Source organism: Bacillus cereus group sp. BfR-BA-01430 (assembly GCF_022663115.1).
Lineage (GTDB): Bacteria > Bacillota > Bacilli > Bacillales > Bacillaceae_G > Bacillus_A > Bacillus_A cereus_BD.
The window spans coordinates 54,584-77,696 of the sequence record NZ_JAKUEW010000003.1; the positions used below are offsets into that span (position 1 = coordinate 54,584).

A 23,113-nucleotide genomic window follows, 5' to 3' on the forward strand; every position below is an offset into this window, starting at 1 on the left:
ATGGAATATGTACAAAAGAAATCAGCATGTGCTGACTTCTTTTGCACATGAATAACTAAAATTAGAAGTTCATTACTTTTTTAACAGCTTCAACAATATCTTTATGGTTTGGTAACCATACGCTCTCAGCTTGAGAGAATGGGAATACTGTATCAGCAGCTGCAACACGTAGAACTGGAGCTTCTAAGCTTAAGATTGCGCGGTCATTAATTTCCGCTACAACGTTTGCTGCAATACCAGCTTGTTTTTGAGCTTCTTGAACAACGATTGCACGGCCTGTTTTCTCAACAGATGCAATGATTGTTTCGATGTCTAATGGTTGAACTGTACGTAAGTCAACAACCTCTAAAGAGATACCTTCTTTTTCAAGCTCTTCAGCAGCTTTTAATGCAGCATGTACCATAGCACCGTACGCAAAAACAGATACATCTTTACCTTCGCGTTTTACCTCAGCTTTGCCTAATTCAATTGTGTATTCGCCTTCTGGTACTTCTTGGCGGAATGAACGATATAATTTCATATGCTCTAGGTAAATAACTGGATCGTTGTCACGAATCGCAGAAATTAAAAGACCTTTTGCATCGTATGGAGTAGATGGGATAACAACTTTTAGACCTGGTTGTTGTGCCACTAAACCTTCTAAGCTATCAGCGTGTAATTCTGGAGTATGAACGCCACCACCGAATGGAGAACGAACTGTGATTGGAGCAGTCCAACGACCACCAGAACGATAACGCATACGAGCCATTTGACCAGCAATTGAATCCATTACTTCGTAAACGAAACCGAAGAATTGAATTTCTGGAACTGGACGGAAGCCTTGAAGTGCTAAACCGATTGAAAGTCCACCAATACCAGATTCTGCAAGTGGAGTATCCATTACACGGTCTTCGCCAAATTCAGCTTGCAAACCTTCAGTAGCACGGAATACACCGCCGTTTACACCAACGTCTTCACCAAAAACAAGTACGTTAGGATCATTTTTCATTTCAACGCGTAAAGCATCAGTGATTGCTTGAATCATTGTCATTTGAGCCATGGCTTACTTCGACTCCTTTTCTTTGTAAATTTCATATTGTTCAGCTAAGTTGTAAGGCATTTCTTCGTACATGATTTCCATTAAATCAGTTACTTTTTGTTTTGGAGCTTGGTCAGCCTTAGCAATAGCTTGTTTGATATCTTCTTTTGCTTCTTCGATTACTTTTTCTTCTTCTTCTTGAGACCATAGGCCTTTATTTTCTAAGAATGCACGGAAGCGTACGATTGGGTCTTTTTGTTCCCATTCATTTTCGATATCTTTTGTACGGTAACGAGTTGGGTCATCACCAGCCATTGTATGTGGACCATAACGGAATGTTAAAGTCTCGATTAAAGTAGGACCTTCACCATTTACTGCGCGCTCACGGGCAAAAGCAGTTGCTGTATATACAGCTAATGGGTCCATACCGTCTACTTGAATTCCATAAATACCTGCTGCTACTGCTTTTTGAGCTACAGTTTTTGCTGCAGATTGTTTTTCTACTGGAGTAGAGATTGCATAACGGTTGTTTTGAACAACAAAGATTGCTGGAGCTTTGAACGCACCTGCAAAGTTCATACCTTCATAGAAGTCACCTTGAGATGCACCGCCGTCACCAGTGTAAGTAATTGCAACAGATTTTTTACCACGTAATTTCATACCTAACGCAACACCAGCAGTTTGGATAATTTGCGCACCGATAATAATTTGTGGAGGAAGTGCATTTACGTTCTCTGGCATTTGGTTACCCATGAAATGTCCACGAGAGAATAAGAATGCTTGATATAATGGTAGACCGTGCCATACTAATTGTGGAACGTCACGATATCCTGGTAAAATAAAGTCGTCTGCTTCAAGCGCAAAATGACTTGCTAATTGAGAAGCTTCTTGTCCAGCTGTTGGTGCATAGAAACCTAAACGTCCTTGACGGTTTAAAGAAATAGAACGTTGATCTAGTACGCGAGTATACACCATACGGCGCATTAATTCTTTTAATTGATCATCAGTTAAATTAGGCATTGCTGCTTCATTCACAACTTCGCCTTTTTCATTTAAAATTTGTAATGTTTCAAATTGAGCTGCGATAGCTTTCATTTGCTCATCAACATTAAATAGGGTCTTTTTTGTTTTAGTACCCATTCCGTTCACCTCTTCCTCTCTTGAACCATATTCTGAAACGCTTTCACTAGCATACATCTAGAAAGAAAACGCAATCATGTAAACCGATAGGAATCCTTATCGGCTGAGAATAAATTTGTGTACCTAACAATCTGTACTAATGTTTTTTTAGAAACATATTAATACAATCTTGATCACGTTTTTTAGTTTACAACTATTCTAATCACGATGTCAATTACTTTAATTACGATTTTTTTATGAACAACATTGAAGGTTTCGCCATCCATACATGTTTTTATTTTCACATCTGTATTAGTAAGCATAAACCTACTGTTATATTATTCCCTGTTTCACTTGTTCTTGACCCTAGAATAATATGTAAACGATTTAATTCTCTTTAGTTTTTCTCTCTTTACAACAAAAATATGCAACACTTCTTCCTTTTCTAGGTAAATGCCCATACATTTCTCTCTACTCTTCCATACATTATAAGTAACCGCAATATTAGCGGAAAATGATAAAGGAGGTCATATATATGTACGGATACACATATTGTTATCCAACTGGCTCATACCCTTCTTACGGCTACGGCGGTTCTTGCGGCGGATCTGGACGCGGTTTTGCTTTAATCGTTGTATTGTTTATCCTTTTAATTATCGTTGGTGCTGCTTGTATTCGTTAATGTAAGACACAACAACTATGAAAAAGAGGTGCCCCAAAAGTCAGTGAAACCTGATTTTTTTGGGGTCTTTTTTCCTTCAAGGAATTGAAAATTTGAACAAGACACTCTTTTCGCAATGTACTACATATGCTTTGCCATGACTTTTTTTATTTCCTTTGGTAGACTTAAGGAGAAAGGAGAGATTACATATGCTTACAATGAACGATGTAATTCGTGAAGGAAATCCGATTCTCAGAGCAGTAGCAGAAGAAGTACAGCTACCAGCTAGCGAAGAAGATACACAAACACTAAAAGAAATGATTGAATTTGTCATAAACAGTCAAAATCCGGAAATGGTTGAAAAATATAATTTGCGCCCAGGGATTGGATTAGCGGCTCCACAAATTGGTATTTCGAAAAGAATGATTGCGATTCATGTTACAGATGCAAATGAAACATTATATAGCTATGCATTGTTCAATCCAAAAATTATTAGTCATTCCGTTGAACGTACATACTTACCAGCGGGCGAAGGATGTTTATCTGTCGATCGTGAAGTACCTGGATACGTTCCTCGCTATGCAAGGATTACAGTGAAAGCAACAACTGTTGATGGAGAAGAAGTAAAATTACGGTTAAAAGGCTTACCAGCGATTGTCTTTCAACATGAAATCGATCATTTAAATGGCGTCATGTTTTATGACCATATTAATCAAGATAATCCTTTTGCTGCTCCTGAAAACGCAAAACCTCTTGAACGCTAAAAAGCAGAAGCCACGCTTCTGCTTTTTTATTCTTATCCGATTTTTCTTTATGAAATGGTTTTCATCTCTATCTTAAATTAAACCAGCCCACTGTAGCCCGTGATGAATCCCGTCTTCACTCACATCTTTTGTTACATAATTTGCAAGTTTCTTCAGCTCTTCATGACCATTTCCCATTACAATTCCTGTTCCAACTGCTTCAATCATTTCTAAATCATTCAGTCCATCTCCAAAAGCATACACTTGTTCTTTCTGAAATCCTAATCTTTCAATAAACTTTTCGATTCCTTTCGCTTTTGAACCTCCATTTGGAATAATATCCATTGAATATGCATGCCAACGAATAAAATGAAAATCTGGATAATCATGAATAAACTTTTCTTCTTCACCTGTTTGACAGAAAACAAGCGTTTGATAAATATCACGGTTTTCATAAAAATTAGGCTCATATACCGGGTGTTCAAAATGCAAACTCCCCAAACCTTCTTTTACATAATCATGATATTCTACCGTTACTTTCATATCTTGTTCATCTAAATAAACAAGTGGATACCCTTCTTGCTTTGCAAATGTTGTAAATTTACGAAGTGCTTCTGGGCGTAGTGGATTTTTAAAGATGACCTCATCCTCAAATACAACATATTGACCATTAAAACTAACATAATTATGAATATTGAGCTCATGACGGATATCTTCGAACATAAATGGAGCACGTCCCGTTGCAATTGCCACATGGACTCCCTTTTCTTGTAAAGTACGCACCGCTTCTCTTGTAGATTGCGGAATTTTTTTATCATGATCTAACAATGTTCCATCAATATCAAAAAAGACAATTTTATCATTCATTTATCAAAACCCTTTCCACTTCTTATATACTTCTAACTTTACTATTACTTTTCAAATACCAAAAAAAAGTATAACATATTAACCATACTTAAAGTAAGTATTCGCTTTCTAACCTTATCCATATCATACACATGTATTAACGAGAACGAGTACCAAGGTTTTTCTAAATGAATTTTCTTTTCTCATCTTTCTCATACTATACACATAACGAGTAAAATGACTGTCAATTATGACGTGCTATTCATACCAGCACTTAAACGATAAACGATGAATAAGATAATGCAAGAAAACCCGATGAATATACGTGTATGTTTTACAATAAGGAAAGGAAGGAGCGGCTATGCTAAAAAAATTGAAGAAAAAGCTAAAACGCTATTTGAATGATTTAGTACGAAAAAAAACAATGGCTTAATCGTGCCCATTTCGGGCTTTTTCTTCATTCCCATTCGAAAAAACATGAAAAACATGACTGTTTGCTTTATAATAGGTAACAGATAATGCAAAACATAGACAAGGAGAGGTTTTTCCAATGATTTTTAAAGTATTTTATCAAGAAAAAATGACTGAGGTTCCAGTACGTGAAAATACAAAAGTTCTATATTTAGAGGCTGACTCTGAAAGAGACGTTCGTGCAAAATTAAAAAAGTTCGCATATAACATTGAGTTTGTTCAGTCAGTGACTGGCGCTCATCTTGAATACGAAAAGCAAAATGCTGATTTAAAGCTAACGGAGATCGTATAATTTATGAAATTCCTAAAAAACGATCAGGTTGCCGTATTCGCTCTTGGTGGACTGGGCGAAATCGGCAAAAATACATATGCTGTTCAATTTCAAGATGAAATTATTATAATTGATGCTGGAATTAAATTTCCAGAAGACGAACTTCTCGGGATCGACTATGTGATCCCTGATTACACTTATTTTGTACGAAACGAAGATAAAATTAAAGGCGTCTTCATCACACATGGTCATGAAGATCATATCGGTGGAATCCCTTACTTATTACGCCAAGTAAATGTTCCGATTTACGGGGGGAAATTAGCGATTGCCCTAATTAAAAATAAATTAGAAGAGCACGGTTTACTTCGTAAAGCAAAACTTTACGAAATTCAAGAAGATGATGTAATTAAATTTAAAAAAACATCAGTTTCCTTCTTCCGTACGACACATAGCATTCCAGACTCATTTGGCGTTGTTGTGAAAACACCACAAGGGCAAATTGTTCATACGGGAGACTTTAAATTTGATTTCACACCAGTTGGTGAGCCAGCAAATTTAACAAAAATGGCTGAAATCGGTAAAGACGGTGTACTTTGCCTATTATCCGATAGCACAAATAGTGAAGTTCCTAACTTTACAATGTCTGAACGTCGTGTTGGTGATAGCATTCAAGATATTTTCCGCAAAGTAGAAGGTCGTATTATTTTTGCTACTTTCGCATCTAATATCCACCGTTTACAACAAGTTGTCGAAGCTGCTGTTGAAAACAATCGCAAGGTAGCTGTATTTGGTCGAAGTATGGAAGCTGCCATTCAAATCGGACAAGACCTTGGTTATATTCGTTGTCCAAAAGATACATTCGTTGATGCAGCTCAAATTAATAAACTACCTGCTAACAAAATTGTTATTTTATGCACAGGTAGTCAAGGTGAACCAATGGCGGCACTTTCTCGCATTGCCAATGGTACACATCGTCAAATTCAAATTATCCCTGGAGATACGGTTGTATTTTCTTCTTCTCCTATTCCAGGAAATACAGTTAGTGTAAGCCGCACAATCAACATGTTATACCGTGCTGGTGCCGAGGTTATCCATGGTAAGCTTACAAATATTCATACGAGCGGTCACGGCGGACAAGAAGAACAAAAACTTATGTTACGCCTCATTAAACCGAAATATTTCATGCCTATTCACGGCGAATATCGTATGCAACGCATGCATATGAGCTTAGCAAATGATTGTGGTATTCCTGAAGAAAATTGTTTTATCATGGACAATGGTGATGTACTCGCTCTACGCTCAGATGAAGCAAATATTGCTGGGAAAATCCCTTCAGGGTCTGTTTATATTGATGGAAATGGAATCGGCGACATCGGAAATATCGTATTACGTGACCGTCGTATTCTTTCAGAAGAAGGACTTGTAATCGTCGTTGTAAGCATCGATATGAAAGAATTTAAAATTGCCGCAGGACCTGATATCATCTCTCGCGGATTCGTTTATATGCGTGAAAGCAGCGATTTAATTAATGACGCACAAACATTAATTACAACACATCTAGACAAGGTGATGGAACGAAAGACAACACAATGGTCTGAAATTAAAAATGAAATTACAGATACATTAGCTCCATTCCTATACGAAAAGACGAAACGTCGTCCAATGATTTTACCAATCATTATGGAAATATAAAAAACATGCTCCAAAAGAAATAGTCTTATTTTAATGGAACATATTATAAAAGTGAAAAGACCAATTTGTATAACGAATTGGTCTTTCTTCATTCATGTTAAAATGATAACAATCCAACGAAACATTAGCTACAAAAAAAGGAGCCCATCACCTATATATAGTAGGTGATGGGCTCCTTTTTATTATGAAGTGGATTTTTTCCGTGACCTCATCTACAGCCAAGCCTTTTTTCATACGATTCTTTCATCGTAAGAAATGCTTAAAACGATCCACTTCGTCATCATGACCAATCACAATTAAAATATCCCCAGACTGGATATTTTCAGTAGCTCGCGGCGAGACAATCACTTCTTTACCTCGTTTTATCGCTACGATATTCAAGCCAAATTTCGCACGAATATCCAGTTCGATTAACGAATGACCATCGATTTTTTTATTAGCTATAATCTCTACAATACTATGTTCATCTGAAAGCTCTAAATAATCTAATACGTTGCTAGAAGCAATATTATTTGCAATACGTTTTCCCATATCACGCTCAGGATGAACAATATGATCTGCCCCTATTTTACTTAATACTTTTTCATGATAATCATTCTGAGCTTTTACAGTAATATTTTTCACGCCTAATTCTTTTAAAATAAGTGTTGTTAAAATACTAGCATTTAAATTATCTCCAATTGCTACAACAACGTGATCAAAGTTGCGGATACCAAGACTTTTTAAGACCATTTCATCTGTGGAATCTGCAATTACAGCATGAGATGCAATATTTGCAAATTCATTAATTTTATCTTCATCTAAGTCAATTGCCATTACTTCCATACCTAATTGTGCTAATTCACGGCAAATGCTGCCTCCAAAACGCCCAAGTCCAATGACAGCAAACTCTTTCTCTTTTTCACTCACATGAATTCCTCCAATAACATCAAATCCAACTTCATTTTATTGTAGCATACTTTATTTTCACTAGCGAACCTTGCCTACTACTACTGTTTTTGGATGTAAAAATATTGTTGTACATACAATGAAATACTGCAGACTAGCATTCCAAATACAAAAATATTCCCAAACGAACTAAACGTTTGAAAAACGAATACTAATGTTTCTTGACCAAAAAATGCAAACAACAGTTGCGCAAAAGCAAATAAAAGTGCCCACATATAGTGATGTTGATGAAATAAATAATGCGTCGCTCCTAAAAAAGCACAAAAGGAAATGATAAATATCCACCATGTTCCAAAAAATAGTTGCCACCCTCCAAAATGATGGCCGTTCATAATTACTGCGATAACCACTATTACAAACATTGTTGGCACACTCCAAAATAGTGCTCTCCCCCTAAAAAAGCGAACACCATTTTTATCCCCTTTTTCATTTGCACAGTACGTCAAAAACGCAGTACTTATATATAAAACAGAAAGAATTGTTAAAACAATAATTAACCAAAAATGAAGCTGGTAATATTCATGTTCTATATTTGTAACGATAGCAGCAAGCATACATGGAATGAACATCCCTGTCCAACCATCAATTTTCTGTTCATTCCAAAACACAGCATTCCCAATTCGAACACCTAACAGCATAAAAATAATAATACCGATTCCAAATAAAGTTGCCTTATTTCCGACAAAACTTGTTGAAAATGCAACTAATCCAATAAATAAAAAAAGAACAAAGCCATTCATAATTTCTAGTACAGGGGATAAGTATTTCTTCACCCACTGGTATGTTTCTTTATATTCATCTTTATTAGCTAAGCGATATGCGTAAAAGCTGATACCGAAATATATCGCAGCAATAATAACGTATGTATACAGAAAGAAACATAATATTGCACTACTGATTTGCACCTGACTCCCCACCTTTTTCAATGTATCACATTGATTTTACACACGTTTTATATAAAAAGTAAACTAAAACATATCGCTTCTTTGCTAACTTATATGCCGAATTTACTCCCCTTACACCCATTCTAATTTTTCGTAGAACATATTTTAAAAATCCTTTATCTCCCCACCGAGGATTGCTCTCCAAAATCGTGTCGTAAAAAAAGAACAGGTCTACTCCCTGTTCCCTTTCCATTTTACATATTGATTTAAAAATTCAATTGCTCGATCAATTGCCGCTTCATTTGGCTTTAGTTTCGCATGATGCAAACCATATTCAGAATCGACACCAAGCCAAAACATAAATCCTGGAATATCGCGAAGCATGTATCCGAAATCTTCTCCCGTCATAGCCTCCGTGCAAGTAACCACATTCATATTCGTATCTTTTGAAGCGAACTCCATAAATTCTTTTGTTAATGCTTCATGATTATATACTTGATGATACATTGCACCATAATCAATAACCGCCTCACATTGGAATGCAGCCTCAATCCCAGCAACAATCGCTTCAATTCTATCTTTCACTCGCTTCATTGATTCAACAGATAATGTTCGAATTGTCCCCTCTAAACGAGACTTTTCTGCAATTATATTTTGAACGGTTCCACCTGTAATTTTACCAATTGTAATCACTGCACTATCCAATGGATTCACATTACGACTAATGACAGATTGAAGCTGGGTAACAAGATGACTAGCCGCAACAATCATATCATTCGCCATATGTGGGTATGCCGCATGTCCACCTTTCCCCTTTAAATCAATATACAATTCTGATGTATTTGCAAAGAGTAACCCTTCTTTTGTAGCAATCGTTCCGACTGGATATTCTGGTGCAATATGAAGCCCAAGAATCATATTTGGTTTCCATTCTTTTAATTCTTCGCTTTCTAGCATAGGAAGTGCCCCGCCAGGCCCTTCTTCAGCGGGCTGGAATAGAAAAACAAGGTCATCATCTATTCTGTCATTTACAGTAGCTGTAAGCAATCCTAAGCCAATTGTAGTATGAAAATCATGACCGCACGCATGCATCATTCCTTCATGAGTCGAAGCGAATTCATATCCTGTTTCCTCTACAATTGGCAAACCATCTATATCCGCGCGATAACCAATTGTTTTTAATGGATTCTTTCCCTTAACTTTAACGATAACCCCTGTTTTCCATGTCTTTACTTCAATGTGTTCATTAGGAAGTGTCTCAATATAATTTAAAATATATTGCTGTGTTTTCCACTCCTGAAATCCTAATTCAGGAATTTTATGTAAATCCCTACGAATTTGTGCAAATTTACTGATTGTCATGTCTACACCGCCATTTATAAAAAGCGTAAGGGCTTCTTCATTCCCTTACGCTTTTTGCTTTTTTATTTTTCTGGGTTTAATTGACGAAGCTCTTGCTTAATTTCTGTTTTAGATTTTGTCTTCTCATCAATTTTTTTAATGACACGTGCTGGTGTCCCTGCAACTACTGTGTATGGAGGTACATCTTCTGTTACAATCGCACCCGCTGCAACAACCGCACCTTTTCCTACTGTCACACCTTCTAAAACAACTACATTTGCACCAATTACAACATCGTCTTCAATGATAACTGGTTTAGCAGAAGGTGGCTCAATAACACCTGCAAGAACTGCACCTGCACCTACGTGACAGTTTTTACCTACTGTTGCACGTCCGCCTAATACAGCGTTCATATCAATCATAGAACCTTCACCGATTACGGCACCGATGTTAATTGTTGCATTCATCATAATAACAGCATTATCACCAATTTCGACATGATCACGAATAATCGCACCTGGCTCAATACGTGCTTTAATACCTTTTAAATCAAGCATTGGGATTGCAGAATTACGACGGTCATTTTCCACAACATAATCTGCAATGTGTTTTTTATTTTCTTCAAGAACCGCCTTAATTTCAGACCATTCTCCAAATAACACACCCGCTTTTTTGTTCACAAATGCTTGTACGGTTTCAGGGAATGTTACCTCTTTTAAATCCCCTTTTATGTATACCTTCACAGGAGTTTTCTTTTCACTTTTTTGAATAAATGAAATAATTTCATTTGCATCCATCATTTTCATGCTTGTTGCCTCCTAAATCCATTTATATTGTTACTCTATCAAACGAAAGAGCTAGTAGCAAGATAATAATCTTATTTTTCCTTTTGAATTTCTTCTATAATTTCTAAAAATGCTTGCACTTGCTTTAATTGTCTAGCAGAATCACTTGTTAATAGCCAAGTTTCTCTTGTTAATTGTACAGGTGTTTTATATGTATTTGTCTTTACTTCTTTTAACACTGTAGAAGGCAACAAAGCATAGCCAATACCATTTAAAACAAGTTGCTTACACGTTTCAATCTGATCTACAACGATTGTACGTTTAGGAGGATTAGAAAATAGCCCGTACCACCAATTTTGAATTTGCCCATAGTATGTTGAATCACTTTTAAATTGTATAAAAGGTCTATTTGTATCCTTAAGCATAGAAATATCTTTTATTTCTGTATCAACTAAGTATAATTCATCCTCAAATAATTGTTGTTTATGCCCTTTATATTCTTGCGTCCCTCTTAAAATAGCAACATGGACGTCTCCTTCATAAAAATGCTTTTGCACTTCGCTACTCCAACCTGTAAAAAGCGAGATCTTCACAAAAGGATATTTTTGTACAAATTTTTTCAAAACAGGAGGTAACCAATATTGTCCAATGACAGAAGCAACAGCAATTTTCAAAGTTCCATATGTCTCAGTGTGGTAGATTGCTAACTCACTCTTAATTGCTTCTTCTCTTTCTAACATCTCCTTCGCATAACTAGCTACCTTTTCCCCTTCTGGTGTAATTGTCAATCCCTTTTGCGAGCGAATAAAAAATTTCATTCCCCATTGTTTCTCCATAGATTGTAATCGTTGACTTAGTGCAGGCTGCGAAACAAATAAACGCTCCGCCGCTCTTCTCATATTGGATTCTTGTGCTAAGACAACCATCATTTGAAAATCATCGATTTGCAACTTTCTCCCTCTTTCCTTGTCCTACATATAAAACAAACATTAAGTCAATGGAGAATATCCAAGCTGACCTTTCTAACATAAAATCCCTATCGTATTGTCATTACATGACGAAACACCCATCTACCCTCAATATATGCATTATGTTTATTAACATGCACAGTCTAACTTACATTTTTCATGGTGAAATAAGTGTAAAGTTTGCTTACCTTTTCATCTTTATTTCTTTTTAAATATAATAGATGCACGATAAAAAAGCGACTTCTTTTTTGTCTACGAAGTCGCTTGCCCTTCACTACCGATTATACTGCCTTACTTTTTTATTTAACAGCTTTAAAATAGCTCGTCGCGTTAAAATGCCTTCAAAGTACTCCTCATCATTCACAACACAAATAAAAGGATGATCAATCGTCATTCCTAATGCTTTCGTAAATGAATCATCTAACTTAAGGAACGGAATATCTTTTTTCATTACTTCTTCCACTTTCATATTCTCAAGTTTCTCAAATTCAATGCGCTCTAATCCTAAAATTCCATCTAAAATCATGGCAGTACTAATGAGCCCATGCAATTTATACATCGGATCTAACACAGGAATTGCAGAATATCCGGACTTCACTAAAACAAGTAACGCATGCTCTAAACTGTTACCAATTTGAACGTGTGCAACCTTTTCTGATGAAATCATTAAATCCTTTACAAGAACTTGTTGAAACTCATCTTTCGGAATACTAATCATTTTACATCCCCCATTTTTATCCCTTTTTCCTGTTCATAACAATTTCCCGTACAGCCTGAAAAACCTTCTGCTTTCTTTTTTATCCTGCTATTTTAGGGCAGTAAGACTCCCACCTCAAGATTCAGAGAGAAGCAGAGAAATTAGGTGGGAGATTAACTGCCCGTAACAGCCCATTTGGTGAGGGTTCATCATGAGTAGGGGATGAAGAAAATCCCCCGCTCATTCAAGTTTCACTTTATTTCCCACTGTTATTCATATATTATGACAGCGTTTTCACATCGTTATGTTGTCCGTAACGAATTCCTATAAAATATAATATACATACATCATTTTATCATAGAACTCAAAAAAAAAACTACCTTTCTGGTAGTCCTTAATAACCTTCATTTTTTAATCTATAAAATAATCTCGCGATTCTTTTATATTGGGAAATATTTGTTTTCTTAAGGCCGCTTTCAATATCTGTCAGCTCAACAGCTAAAATTTCACTTGCATAATTTTGTTGAAATAAAACTTCTAACAATAACTCTTTTTCTTCATTTGTTAATCCAAATTCTTTCTGCATGTACTCCTCTCCTTACAATCATTTCCTTTTGTTTATTATATAAAATATTTATTTAATTTAATAGACAAAAAATTCATTTTTATTTTGTATATCGATTTGCATAACTAAAGGCTGCATAAGAATCTGGTTTGATTTTAGCGGTCAATCCCATCTCTCTTATTTTTCTTGTCATATCAGAAATAAATTCTTTCGTTAACCCATCATTTCCTATATCCAAGTGAATTTCCATTACAAAACCAGCACCTTCATGAGCATAAGGATGCAATAAATCCCAGATCTTCTGCATCCGTTCTGCTGTAAATAAACATGCAATCTCTTGACTTAGTTGTGTTTCTAAATATATTTTTTCGCGTAATGTTGGTAATTTTTGATGTATAGCTTTATAGTGCAAGCATCCCCATGCTCCTTTACCAACACGATGAATATGTACTGCTGTAACAAAACGAGTTTCCTTTTGATGTGCTTGCGAATCAGTTCCAATTGATAACCGGTATAAATTCCTTGGATCTCTTTTAATAAAATGACAAATACGAGTAAACACTGTTTCAAAATCCATGTATCTTTCGGATATATTATAAAATTTATGCTCCCCGCCCATATAGTCACGTCCTCCCGATTAGACAGACTTTTTTGTTATTTCATTATATGGGACAAAAGTAAAAAATATAACACTTCTATCCTTTACTCGTCTCAATATTTCTCATGATATACTGACACGAGGGACATGTGTAAATAACATTTTGATTCGACTGAGCTGTTAATACATCCTTTATTTCAAATATACTATGACATTTAGGACAAATAACCCTCGGCATCCCTTCCACCTTCACCACTCCTTAAAAAATTTTATTATCAGTGTAGGAAGAAAAAATTTTTATTATACATACTTTTACAAATTCGAATGAAAGTGCTCATATGCGATTCTTAACATACAAAAAAGGTACCGCCCCTTGGCGATACCTTTTTTATATGTATCAAGAAATGATATCGTAAATCTCAATCGCAACCATATCAATGTTATCAAATTGATATACTTGTGGTTTTTCACCTTGTTGATACACTTCTAACTCATACATTTCACTTTTATCAAAAAATTTCACGCTACATTTACGTTCACCGTTCACTTCGAAATAGCGTTGTGCTACTTCACCGCTTTCAGCTTGTTCTTGTAGACTAACAAGTCGAGTTAAAATTCCTTGGAGTAGAGACATGAAATCTCTCCTTTCTCTAATCTTCCTATCAATTATGTTTTACAGCTATACTCATTCTATCCGTCATAACAGAAAAAATGTCCCACACTCTAGGATAAAGGGTATTAGCAAGAAACTCAACTAAAATTTGTCGAAATAAGAGGTAAAAAGCAGAAAGAATATCTTTTGTCTTCTTTGTTGCGGTTTTTTTAGCTGGAGAATATAATAAAAAACAGAAAATAGGAGGAGAATCATTATGAAAAAAGTCGAGGTCTATACTCAACCTGATTGCCCACCATGTGCAATTGTAAAAGAATTTTTAAAACATAATAACGTAGCCTATGAAGAATTTAACGTAAAAAAAGATGCAGCTGCTCGTGATCGTTTGTTATATGATTACGATTCCTATTCAACACCTACTGTTGTTGTTGATGGAGAAATAGTCGCTGGCTTTCAAATTGAGAAATTACAACAGTTATTAAATATAGAACAGGAATAGGCAAAATGCACTATTCCTGTTCTTTTAATTCTTGTGATTTTGTTATTTCTGTCAAAAGCTCCTGACTTTCATGGTAGCCAGCTAACTTCCATCTTCCGTCATCCTTTTGTAACGTAACAATTTGATACTGTTTATTTTTTCCGCGTTCATATACATATAAAAGACGATACTCTTCATTATAAGCTAGTTTCGTTTGAGAAGAAAAACTAAAAGGGGCTTCTTTTGTAGGAAGTAAATATTCACCACTTTGTTTGTCATGATTACTATTTTCATCCGTAAACACTTGTAAGAAGTTATTTGTAAAATATGGTGACAGTACCTCATACATTTTTTCCATTGATAACTGTTTTCCACGAATCGAAAATTGCGCTTCATATCCTTTTTGAATTGTTGTAAATATTTCTTTTTGATTTACTTTCATTTCTTCTTTCCCAAGAACCGTTGTAACACTATACCCCACTAGAAAGGCAACACACAAAAATAGAACAAACCATATTCCATATTTCCTCATTTTTTCACCTTCCTTTACAAGAGCTTGTCTTTGTAGTATTCATTGTAACAATGATTATGCAAAGAAAGTGATGGTTTCGTTCGTAAAATCTTTACAATGATAGACAGCATTTTCACCACCATTTTCACTATTACCAATTTATGATAAAAACAAACAAAAAAATGCACGAATTGCTTCGTGCATTAAAATAAAACATCTTCTTCATATAAAAATTCATACGATAAATCAATAAATAAGAAATGTTCGTCGTCAACCGGAAAAGAAAATGTTCGCACCATTTCCCCTGTTTCAATATCTGCGTATAAATCCGACAGTCTCGCTTTGTTCTCAAATCGCATTTTCATTATATTTTCTAAAAAGTATGGGCGCCAACTCCAATTTTTCATATAATATTCAGGCATAACAATCCATTCCCCATCTTTTTTCATAATGTTTCCTGATTGCTGAAAACCATCTTCATTGCAGATAAAGACACGGAAGCTACAATACGATACATGTTGACTAAAATGTAATAGCCACTCATTCACATTTTCATTCTTTTTTTGCTTTAATAAAATATTCCCAACTTGCTCACGCAATGTTTCGGTGAGCTGATAAATCTTTTGTAATTTCTTCTTTTCATGTTGAATAAATTGATGGCACTCATTACCAAGACGTTCTTTCAAAATATTTGCTTCAATAAAATCTGGCAAGCACTCTTTCAAATAATCCCCTTGATAATATCTTCCTCCGTTTTTCCATGCATATTGCAGTTGGTAAAACGCATCAATTTCTTCATATAATAAAGTTGCACCAATTCTTCTTGCAAGTAGGGATAGAGAATACAAAATATCTTGGTATGATTGTAAAAGGGCTGTTTGCCTTAAATTTGTTAAATCTACTTTCAAAATATCAGGTGCTAACACACTAATTCGTTCCAAATTACTCATACCTGTTCCTACTTTATTGATTGCAATTCGAATGCCATATGTACGATAATACATTAACAAATGATTAAATTGTTCAATGTCTTCCTTACACTCATGCTCCGTTATTTCTAAAACAATATTGCTTACGTTTAATCCTTTTTTTTCGTACATCAATAAAAGCTGTAGTAAACTTTCTTCTTCATCATTCATTAGCACATTAACATTTCGGTGTATAAACAATAAAAAAGATTGATTTGTTTTTAAATATTGATTTAAAGCTTTTTCCACAATGTTATTATCCACTTCAAGCTGAAACTCACTTGGAACAGAATCATCATGAAAGAAAGAAGACAGGCTTTGTATCCCTTCTTCTGTTTGGATACGTCCCACTACTTCATATCCAACTACTGTATGTTCATCAGCACTAAAAATAGCTTGATAATAAGGAAGGACTTTATCCAAATTACTCATTACATCTAATGCGTCTATCAAACTGCTTCCCTCCCTTTACTTTTCAAAAAATTATAACACGGTATGTATAGAAAAATAATAAAAAATCCCTTCAGTTTTCCTGAAGGGATTAGAGGGGTAAAATGCTAAGGGGAATTAGCAATTCTACTATGAAGAAAAAAGAGGTCTTAAATATACCTCATATACACTCTTCTGTAAATACCTTTTTCTAACGTGTCACAAATTCGTCACATTTTACGATACATAGATCATGATTCCGATCTATGTCCCCATCCCTTTAAAACGGATACTGATGTAAATGTTGTCCACCATCCATTGTCATGCATGTTCCATTTATGTACGCTGCCTCATCAGAACATAAATAAAACGCTAAGCTTGCGATTTCTTCTGGTGTTCCCAATCTTCCTAGTGGAACACTCTGCACGGTACGTTTTGCCATTTCTTCTGAAATCCATAATTTATCTGCACCACCTGTTCTTTCAATCGGACCAGGGGCAATCGCATTAACGCGAATACCATATTTACGCCCCCATTCTACAGCTAACGTTTTTGTCATTGCTAGCACTCCAGCTTTCGCTGCTGCGGAATGAATTACACCAGGGCCAGCATCCCATGCATATGTAGCTACCATGTTAATGATATTTCCTTTTATCCCTTTTTCAATCCAATACTTTCCTACCGCTTGACTACAATAAAACGTTCCATTCAATACAATATTAATTACAGCATTCCATCCATTAATAGATAACTCTTCTGCCGGACAAATAAAATTACCTGCCGCGTTATTAATTAAAACATCGATACGTCCAAATTCCTTATCAATAGATTCAATCATACGCTGAATATCCTCCGTATTTCGAACATCCATTTGTACTGTTAAAACCTGTCCGTCAAATTGTTCAATTTCTTTTTTTGTTTCTTCCAGCTTTTCTTTCGTACGCCCTGTAATAACAACTCTTGTTCCTTCCTTCGCAAATCTAGTTGCCATCCCTTTCCCCATTCCACTTGAACCGCCTGTTATCACGACTACTTTACGTTCCAATCCTATCCCCTCCTTCAAAAATGAATACACATTCATTTTACCATTTTATCGGATAGAATTCTTTATATTTTTAATTTTTTCTGATATCTTTATATACAAGAACTTACTAGAAAGGAGAAAGGTAACCCATTATGAATCGTATTCATATTCCTTATTTCAAAACATGAAACCTATCCATGATTCTATGAAACAAATGACAAGAAGAAATTTTATGAAAACAGGAATACGCACTTGCCTTTATACTTGTATTACAGCTGGTATCGGCTATTACTACGCAAAATATATAGAACCTAATTTCCTATCTTTTACACACCATACACTTCAATCCTCCCTTATCCCTAAAAGCTTTCATGGTATGAAAATTATACAATTTAGCGACGTACATTTAGGTTATTATTTCTCTCTTCAGCGTTTATCAACCATTGTTTCTAAAATAAATGATGCTACACCCGATATCGTCCTGTTTACTGGTGATCTAATCGATAATTATCAAACATATGGCGAAACTCCTTTCGTCTCTGCTATTTTACGTAATATTAGAGCGCCGTTTGGAAAATTTGCAATCTATGGAAATCACGATCACGGCGGTTATGGAACGGAATACTATCAGCAAATTATGAGTGAATCCGGCTTTGAACTGCTTCAAAACAAAGAAAAGAGAATTCGATTATTCGATGGTACCGAAATCTCTATTGTTGGAATTGATGACATACTCCTTGGAAAACCAAAAATTGAAGAAACTTTACAACATATGAAACACAATATCTATACAATTGTTCTTGTTCATGAACCTGATATAGCATCAAAAGTCGCCAAATTCCCAGTAAATGTCCAACTTTCTGGACATAGTCATGGCGGGCAAGTTCAATTGCCGTTTCTAGGGGCCGTTATTACTTCAACGCTTGCTAAACAATATATTGAAGGGTTTTACCATATCAATGACTTAGTTCTCTATGTGAACCGTGGTCTTGGCAGGACTAGAATTCCCTTTCGATTTATGGCTCGTCCTGAAATCACCCTTTTCACATTACAGTATACGGAAAAGTAACACCCTTACGCCTATTTTCATATATCCTTTCTTGTACTCGCTCATCCACGTTTTTCCCCCATATGATAACAATGAGTCCAATAAAGGAGGTTGTTACATGTATTCCTACTATCAGCCCATCCCAGTTCGTTCAGCACCTGTTGGTCCAGCAGGAGACTCACGCTTTCTACCATTTTTTGGTGTTCCGTTTTTAGCTGGAATTGCTGGCGGATTACTTGGCGGGGCATTGGCCTTTGGTCCTCGACCATTCTATCCACCTTATCCACCAGCACCATATCCTTGTTACGGAGCTTCTTGCCAACCGTACTTTTATTAATAGTCATTTCCCATCCATTTCTAAACATAACTGTATTTATGAATGGATTATGCAAGTTTAACAAACTATTTTCTCCATCCTCATTTTTCACTAACAATATTGGAAGGAGAAAGCAAAAGAGGGTATCCTAAAAGTTACGGGATCCCCTCTTTTCAGTACTATATATGTGCAACGACGAACTTATATATGGTATGTCATTTGATGGAAAGCCCTTTTTGGCTCTCTCTCCTCATTTCATTCTGCATCCATCTCTTGATAAGCTAGCTTAAACAATTTCACTTGACTATCAATTTTTTCAACTTCGTTATTTATTACGTAATAATATTCACCATCTTTATTTTGTTCCCGAGTTTTCACATTATCGGCTAAAATAAGCTGCAAAATTGCTTTTATTCTAGCTTTCATTTCAAACTCTAGTATCGGAAAAGATATTTCGATTCTTTTTTCCATATTCCGTGTCATCCAGTCCGCTGAAGATAAGTAAACTTTTTCATGACCATTATGATGGAAATAATAAATGCGACTATGCTCCAAGTAACGACCAACAACACTAATTACCCGAATATTTTCACTTACTCCTTGAATGCCTGGGCGCAAACAGCATATTCCTCTCACAATGAGTTCGATCTTAACCCCGGCTTGCGATGCTTCGTATAACTTTTTAATTAGCGGTTTATCTGTTAAAGAATTCATCTTTGCAATAATACGTCCATTCCCATATTGTTTATGGTAACGAATTTCTTCATCTATCAGATCCATAAATTGTTTACGAATATCAAAAGGTGCTACTGAAATCTGATGAAAATGTGGTTTTGTTGTATAACCGCTTAAATAGTTAAAGAAATTTGTTGCATCTACTCCAAACTCTTTTCTAGATGTAATATAGCCAAAATCCGTATATAATTTCGCAGTAGCATCATTATAATTCCCGGTCCCTAAATGCACAAATCTTTCGATTTTTCCGTTTTTTCTTCGGACAACAAGGGTAATTTTACTATGCGTCTTCAAGTGACTCACACCATAAATAACATGACATCCCTCTTGCTCAAGTTCCTTTGCCCAATGCACATTATTTTCTTCATCAAATCGAGCTTTCAATTCAACTAATACAGTTACTTGTTTCCCTTTTTCTGCCGCTGTCTTCAATGCTTGAATAATGGGAGAATCTCCGCTTACACGATACAGTGTTTGTTTTATCGCTAATACATTCGGATCATCTGCTGCATCACGTATAAACTCAATAACAGGTTGAAACGATTCAAACGGATGATGCAATAAAATATCATGCTCCTCCACTTTTTCAAATACATTTTCTTCATCATCTAAATCTCGTGGCGGTTGCGGAATCAGCGCTGGATATACAAGGTGTTCATGTAAAGGTGCTAATTCTTTATAAAGAGAAAATAAACATGTTAAATCCAGTGGGCCATCTATCATGTACACATCTTCATCTTTTACCTCTAATACTTCATACAAAAGAGTTAACACTCTTTCATCAACATGCTCTTCTCCAACTTCTAAGCGAACAGCCGCGCCCCATTTCCGTTTTTTCAGCTCTTTCTCAATTACTTTTAATAAGTCTCGTGCGCCTTCTTCATGTATTGTTAAATCCGCATTTCGTGTAATGCGAAAGCGTGTAACAGATGATACTTTATATCCTGTAAATAATTTATGAGTAAAGCTACTAATAACATCCTCTAATAAAATAAATTTCTGCTTCTGGCCTTCACTTGGTAAAAAAATAAAACGTTCCAGCAATGATGGCACTTGTACAATGCCAAGTTTCGTCCGATTTTCCTCTTCGACTTGCTTTTCATCATAAAGAATAGTAGCTAAGTTTAAGCTTTTATTTAAAAGCATCGGAAACGGACGGTACGCATCAATCGCTACAGGTGTTAGAACAGGGAAAATTTGTTCGTCAAAATATTCTTCAATAAATGCACGTTGTTCCTTTGTTAAATCTTGAAATCCTAAAGGTTCAATTCCCTCTTCTTTAAGTGCAGGTAATATGACATTTTTAAATGTATCATACTGAACTTCCATTAATTCATGAGCCTTCATTGAAATCTTGTTAAGCTGTTGCTTTGGCGTTAATCCCGCTTTATTTTCCGGTTGATTAAATCCAGCCTTTACTTGATCTTTTAATCCAGCTACACGCACCATGAAAAATTCATCTAAATTTGAACTGAAAATACTAATAAACTTCAATCTTTCTAAAAGCGGATTCCCCACATCTTTTGCCTCTTCTAATACGCGCTCATTAAAAGCTAACCAGCTTAACTCTCTATTATTGTAATAAGCAGTATCATTTAAATTTAATCTATTCCCCTTCAATAATTCCATTCTATTCACACTTCCCCTTGAAACTTTCTCAATATAATTTAAGTACATTTATTGTATCAAATTCCAATTTATTTAAGTGTAAAATTTTTGTAAAGATATCCGTACTTCTTAACATTCTTTTGTAAATATCAACTGAATGTTCATCTTTAATATCTTTTCTAACTGTTTTTTTTGTTTCTCTGCTTCCACTATTTCTGCTAAAACGGCTTGCTTACAAAAGACTTGAAATACAAGTGCATCTTTATTTCGTTCTATGTGTATGTTTTCGATAAGCTGTCGCTGCCTCACATTTAAAGCAGCCGAAAATTGCAATACCGCTCCTAAAAAGCGCATTTTTTTCTGCTCATTTTTGTCAAACCAATCTTCAAATGGCGCTAAATGCTGCTTAAATAACACCTTTGACTTATATGAAGCAATAAGTGCCAATCTAACTCGCTCTTTATGCATCATACCGTCAATTGTTTTATTCGCTAATAAATAAAATGTATGTAAACGGCTTGCTTCTTCATCGATATATTTCCCAATATTAAATACTTTAGCCGCTTGATAAAATGCTTTCCAGTCTTGTTCTGATAAAGAAATAAGTCCAGCTTTCTCAAGCTGTTTACAAATAACCGCTCCATGTTTAATAAGCTGAATAACAAAATCCATATTTATTTCATATTCATGTGACAATAAATATAAGCTTTCTTCTATCACATTTGGATAATAGGAAATTCCAAATCCCCTTGTTAATTCTTCATAAAATACACCTTCCCGCAAACCTTTCCTACTTAATACAAATGCTGGCGCCTCAATCATATTTGTGAGAATATGAAAGACTTCAACCGCTGGAATGATTGTATCTGCTCTATCTTTTGCTAATCCATCTAACTTTTGTAAATCAGCAAAAGAAAGCTTCATCAACACTTCTTGTACATCCTTTATATCTTTTTCTTTCATCTTGTACAGATGTAGGCCTGCTAAAGGATAGGAAATTAAATTTTGATGAATTTTGACCAAATTTCTAGCACTACCACCAATCGCAATAAGCGGTAGTTTTTTTCCTCTTAACCAAGGCAACGTTTGAAATTGATCATATAGATAGTTTCTCAATTTCTTCAATTCTTCTGTAGTTGGTATCTCATGCTGAATAAATTGTTGTTTCAAAGAAAGAGCTCCAAATGAAAAACTATAATATTCTACAATTTCTCTATCTTTAAAATATGTAACTTCTGTACTTCCTCCGCCGATATCAACAGTAATCCCTTCACAAAATGAAGTGGAATTCATGACTGCCAAATACCCATAACGTGCTTCTTCATATTCAGACAAAATCCGAAGCGTAAAGTCTGTTTCTCTTGCAACAAGCCTTTTTATTTCCTCCTGATTTTTAGCTTGACGAATAGTCGCTGTAGCAACACAAAGTACATTTTGTAAATGATAGAACCTTGTACTTTCTTGAAATTGGCGCAATGTTTGAAGTAATATTTTTGTGCCTTCTTCTATCAATAGACCGCCTCGCAAATAATTTCTTAGACGAGCGACAACTTTTATATTTTCAATCTCCTTATAAAAGCCACCATTTTGTCTTTCATAAATTACCAACCTCATCGTATTCGAACCGATATCGATAATGGCATATTGCTGTTTCAATATATCTTTCATTTTTTTCACTCTTTCATAATCAAATTTCTAAAACCCCTTCCTATCACTATTATACAAAATAGTTGTTTTTTGGAACAAGATTGCTTTAATATTAAACATATACACAAT

Annotated in this window: 24 protein-coding genes and 1 pseudogene; 7 read left to right on the plus strand and 18 right to left on the minus strand. The window is 35.2% G+C overall.

All coding sequences use genetic code 11. The features are described 5' to 3' along the window. Positions 1–61: 61 nt before the first annotated feature. Together pdhB and pdhA are read right to left on the minus strand one after the other, a co-directional pair. On the minus strand, positions 62–1,039 hold the full coding sequence (pdhB, locus tag MR058_RS08505) for an alpha-ketoacid dehydrogenase subunit beta (RefSeq protein WP_242143559.1): 978 nt from the start codon (positions 1,037–1,039) through the stop codon (positions 62–64). Between the two features lie 3 nt (positions 1,040–1,042). Further along, a complete protein-coding gene (gene pdhA / locus MR058_RS08510) occupies positions 1,043–2,158 on the minus strand; it encodes a pyruvate dehydrogenase E1 component subunit alpha (protein WP_242143560.1) in 1,116 nt (371 codons plus the stop codon). Between the two features lie 580 nt (positions 2,159–2,738). Here pdhA and MR058_RS23645 point away from each other — a divergent pair. Both MR058_RS23645 and def read left to right on the plus strand, forming a co-directional pair. Beyond that, positions 2,739–2,819 (plus strand): annotated as a pseudogene (locus MR058_RS23645) (YjcZ family sporulation protein); the annotation flags it as partial. Between the two features lie 188 nt (positions 2,820–3,007). Next, positions 3,008–3,562 carry a peptide deformylase gene (gene def / locus MR058_RS08520; protein WP_242143562.1) on the plus strand — a complete coding sequence of 185 codons (555 nt, stop codon included), beginning with the start codon at positions 3,008–3,010 and terminating at the stop codon, positions 3,560–3,562. 72 nt (positions 3,563–3,634) lie between these two features. Here def and MR058_RS08525 read toward each other — a convergent pair whose 3' ends face one another. Beyond that, entirely contained in the window at positions 3,635–4,408 is a 774-nt protein-coding gene (locus MR058_RS08525; protein WP_242143563.1) for a Cof-type HAD-IIB family hydrolase, read from the minus strand. A gap of 529 nt (positions 4,409–4,937) precedes the next feature. Here MR058_RS08525 and MR058_RS08530 point away from each other — a divergent pair. After that, on the plus strand, positions 4,938–5,150 hold the full coding sequence (locus MR058_RS08530) for a DNA-dependent RNA polymerase subunit epsilon (protein ID WP_012095134.1): 213 nt from the start codon (positions 4,938–4,940) through the stop codon (positions 5,148–5,150). A gap of 3 nt (positions 5,151–5,153) precedes the next feature. Beyond that, entirely contained in the window at positions 5,154–6,821 is a 1,668-nt protein-coding gene (gene rnjA / locus MR058_RS08535; protein ID WP_242143564.1) for a ribonuclease J1, read from the plus strand. Between the two features lie 243 nt (positions 6,822–7,064). On the opposite strand, the gene MR058_RS08540 is transcribed toward rnjA, so the two are convergent. The 10 genes from MR058_RS08540 to MR058_RS08585 all read right to left on the minus strand — a co-directional run bounded on the left by MR058_RS08540 (position 7,065) and on the right by MR058_RS08585 (position 14,241). Further along, the gene (locus tag MR058_RS08540) at positions 7,065–7,730 is read right to left on the minus strand and encodes a potassium channel family protein (RefSeq protein ID WP_012095136.1); all 666 of its coding nucleotides are present in this window, start codon (positions 7,728–7,730) and stop codon (positions 7,065–7,067) included. 80 nt (positions 7,731–7,810) lie between these two features. After that, positions 7,811–8,674, minus strand: a complete 864-nt coding sequence (locus tag MR058_RS08545; protein WP_242143565.1) for a cytochrome C oxidase assembly protein — start codon at positions 8,672–8,674, stop codon at positions 7,811–7,813. A gap of 210 nt (positions 8,675–8,884) precedes the next feature. Beyond that, on the minus strand, positions 8,885–10,015 hold the full coding sequence (locus MR058_RS08550) for an N-acetyldiaminopimelate deacetylase (protein ID WP_242143566.1): 1,131 nt from the start codon (positions 10,013–10,015) through the stop codon (positions 8,885–8,887). Positions 10,016–10,077: 62 nt separating this feature from the next. Then, positions 10,078–10,800 carry a 2,3,4,5-tetrahydropyridine-2,6-dicarboxylate N-acetyltransferase gene (gene dapD / locus MR058_RS08555; protein WP_242143567.1) on the minus strand — a complete coding sequence of 241 codons (723 nt, stop codon included), beginning with the start codon at positions 10,798–10,800 and terminating at the stop codon, positions 10,078–10,080. 71 nt (positions 10,801–10,871) lie between these two features. Next, entirely contained in the window at positions 10,872–11,729 is an 858-nt protein-coding gene (locus MR058_RS08560) for a LysR family transcriptional regulator (protein WP_012095141.1), read from the minus strand. A 292-nt stretch (positions 11,730–12,021) separates the two neighbouring features. Further along, a complete protein-coding gene (gene cbpB / locus MR058_RS08565; RefSeq protein ID WP_242143568.1) occupies positions 12,022–12,465 on the minus strand; it encodes a cyclic-di-AMP-binding protein CbpB in 444 nt (147 codons plus the stop codon). A 373-nt stretch (positions 12,466–12,838) separates the two neighbouring features. Continuing rightward, on the minus strand, positions 12,839–13,030 hold the full coding sequence (gene abbA, locus MR058_RS08570; protein WP_242143569.1) for an antirepressor AbbA: 192 nt from the start codon (positions 13,028–13,030) through the stop codon (positions 12,839–12,841). 79 nt (positions 13,031–13,109) lie between these two features. Next, positions 13,110–13,628 (minus strand): ribonuclease H-like YkuK family protein, encoded by a 519-nt coding sequence (locus MR058_RS08575; protein WP_242143570.1) that lies wholly within the window; start codon positions 13,626–13,628, stop codon positions 13,110–13,112. Between the two features lie 76 nt (positions 13,629–13,704). Then, positions 13,705–13,854 carry a zinc-ribbon domain-containing protein gene (locus MR058_RS23460; protein ID WP_242143571.1) on the minus strand — a complete coding sequence of 50 codons (150 nt, stop codon included), beginning with the start codon at positions 13,852–13,854 and terminating at the stop codon, positions 13,705–13,707. Positions 13,855–14,004: 150 nt separating this feature from the next. After that, on the minus strand, positions 14,005–14,241 hold the full coding sequence (locus MR058_RS08585; RefSeq protein WP_000055151.1) for a YkuJ family protein: 237 nt from the start codon (positions 14,239–14,241) through the stop codon (positions 14,005–14,007). 235 nt (positions 14,242–14,476) lie between these two features. Between MR058_RS08585 and MR058_RS08590 the strand changes: the two genes are divergently transcribed. Then, on the plus strand, positions 14,477–14,719 hold the full coding sequence (locus tag MR058_RS08590; protein WP_242143572.1) for a glutaredoxin family protein: 243 nt from the start codon (positions 14,477–14,479) through the stop codon (positions 14,717–14,719). Positions 14,720–14,729: 10 nt separating this feature from the next. Here MR058_RS08590 and MR058_RS08595 read toward each other — a convergent pair whose 3' ends face one another. From MR058_RS08595 to fadH, 3 genes are all read right to left on the minus strand, one after another. Then, positions 14,730–15,230 carry a DUF3993 domain-containing protein gene (locus tag MR058_RS08595; protein WP_242143573.1) on the minus strand — a complete coding sequence of 167 codons (501 nt, stop codon included), beginning with the start codon at positions 15,228–15,230 and terminating at the stop codon, positions 14,730–14,732. Positions 15,231–15,412: 182 nt separating this feature from the next. Beyond that, positions 15,413–16,630, minus strand: coding sequence for an EAL domain-containing protein (locus MR058_RS08600; protein WP_242143574.1), 1,218 nt, complete (start codon positions 16,628–16,630; stop codon positions 15,413–15,415). A 256-nt stretch (positions 16,631–16,886) separates the two neighbouring features. After that, positions 16,887–17,651: a 2,4-dienoyl-CoA reductase gene (gene fadH, locus MR058_RS08605; protein WP_242143575.1), complete on the minus strand. Its 765-nt coding sequence runs from the start codon at positions 17,649–17,651 to the stop codon at positions 16,887–16,889. A 184-nt stretch (positions 17,652–17,835) separates the two neighbouring features. On the opposite strand from fadH, the gene MR058_RS08610 reads away from it, so the two are divergent. Beyond that, a complete protein-coding gene (locus MR058_RS08610) occupies positions 17,836–18,699 on the plus strand; it encodes a metallophosphoesterase (RefSeq protein ID WP_242143785.1) in 864 nt (287 codons plus the stop codon). Between the two features lie 97 nt (positions 18,700–18,796). Continuing rightward, positions 18,797–19,015: a hypothetical protein gene (locus tag MR058_RS08615; RefSeq protein ID WP_242143576.1), complete on the plus strand. Its 219-nt coding sequence runs from the start codon at positions 18,797–18,799 to the stop codon at positions 19,013–19,015. Between the two features lie 234 nt (positions 19,016–19,249). Here the strand turns inward: MR058_RS08615 and MR058_RS08620 are convergent, their stop codons facing one another. Beyond that, positions 19,250–21,358 (minus strand): RNA degradosome polyphosphate kinase, encoded by a 2,109-nt coding sequence (locus tag MR058_RS08620; protein ID WP_242143577.1) that lies wholly within the window; start codon positions 21,356–21,358, stop codon positions 19,250–19,252. A 108-nt stretch (positions 21,359–21,466) separates the two neighbouring features. Beyond that, positions 21,467–23,005, minus strand: coding sequence for a Ppx/GppA family phosphatase (locus MR058_RS08625; protein ID WP_242143578.1), 1,539 nt, complete (start codon positions 23,003–23,005; stop codon positions 21,467–21,469). Between the last annotated feature and the right edge of the window lie 108 nt (positions 23,006–23,113).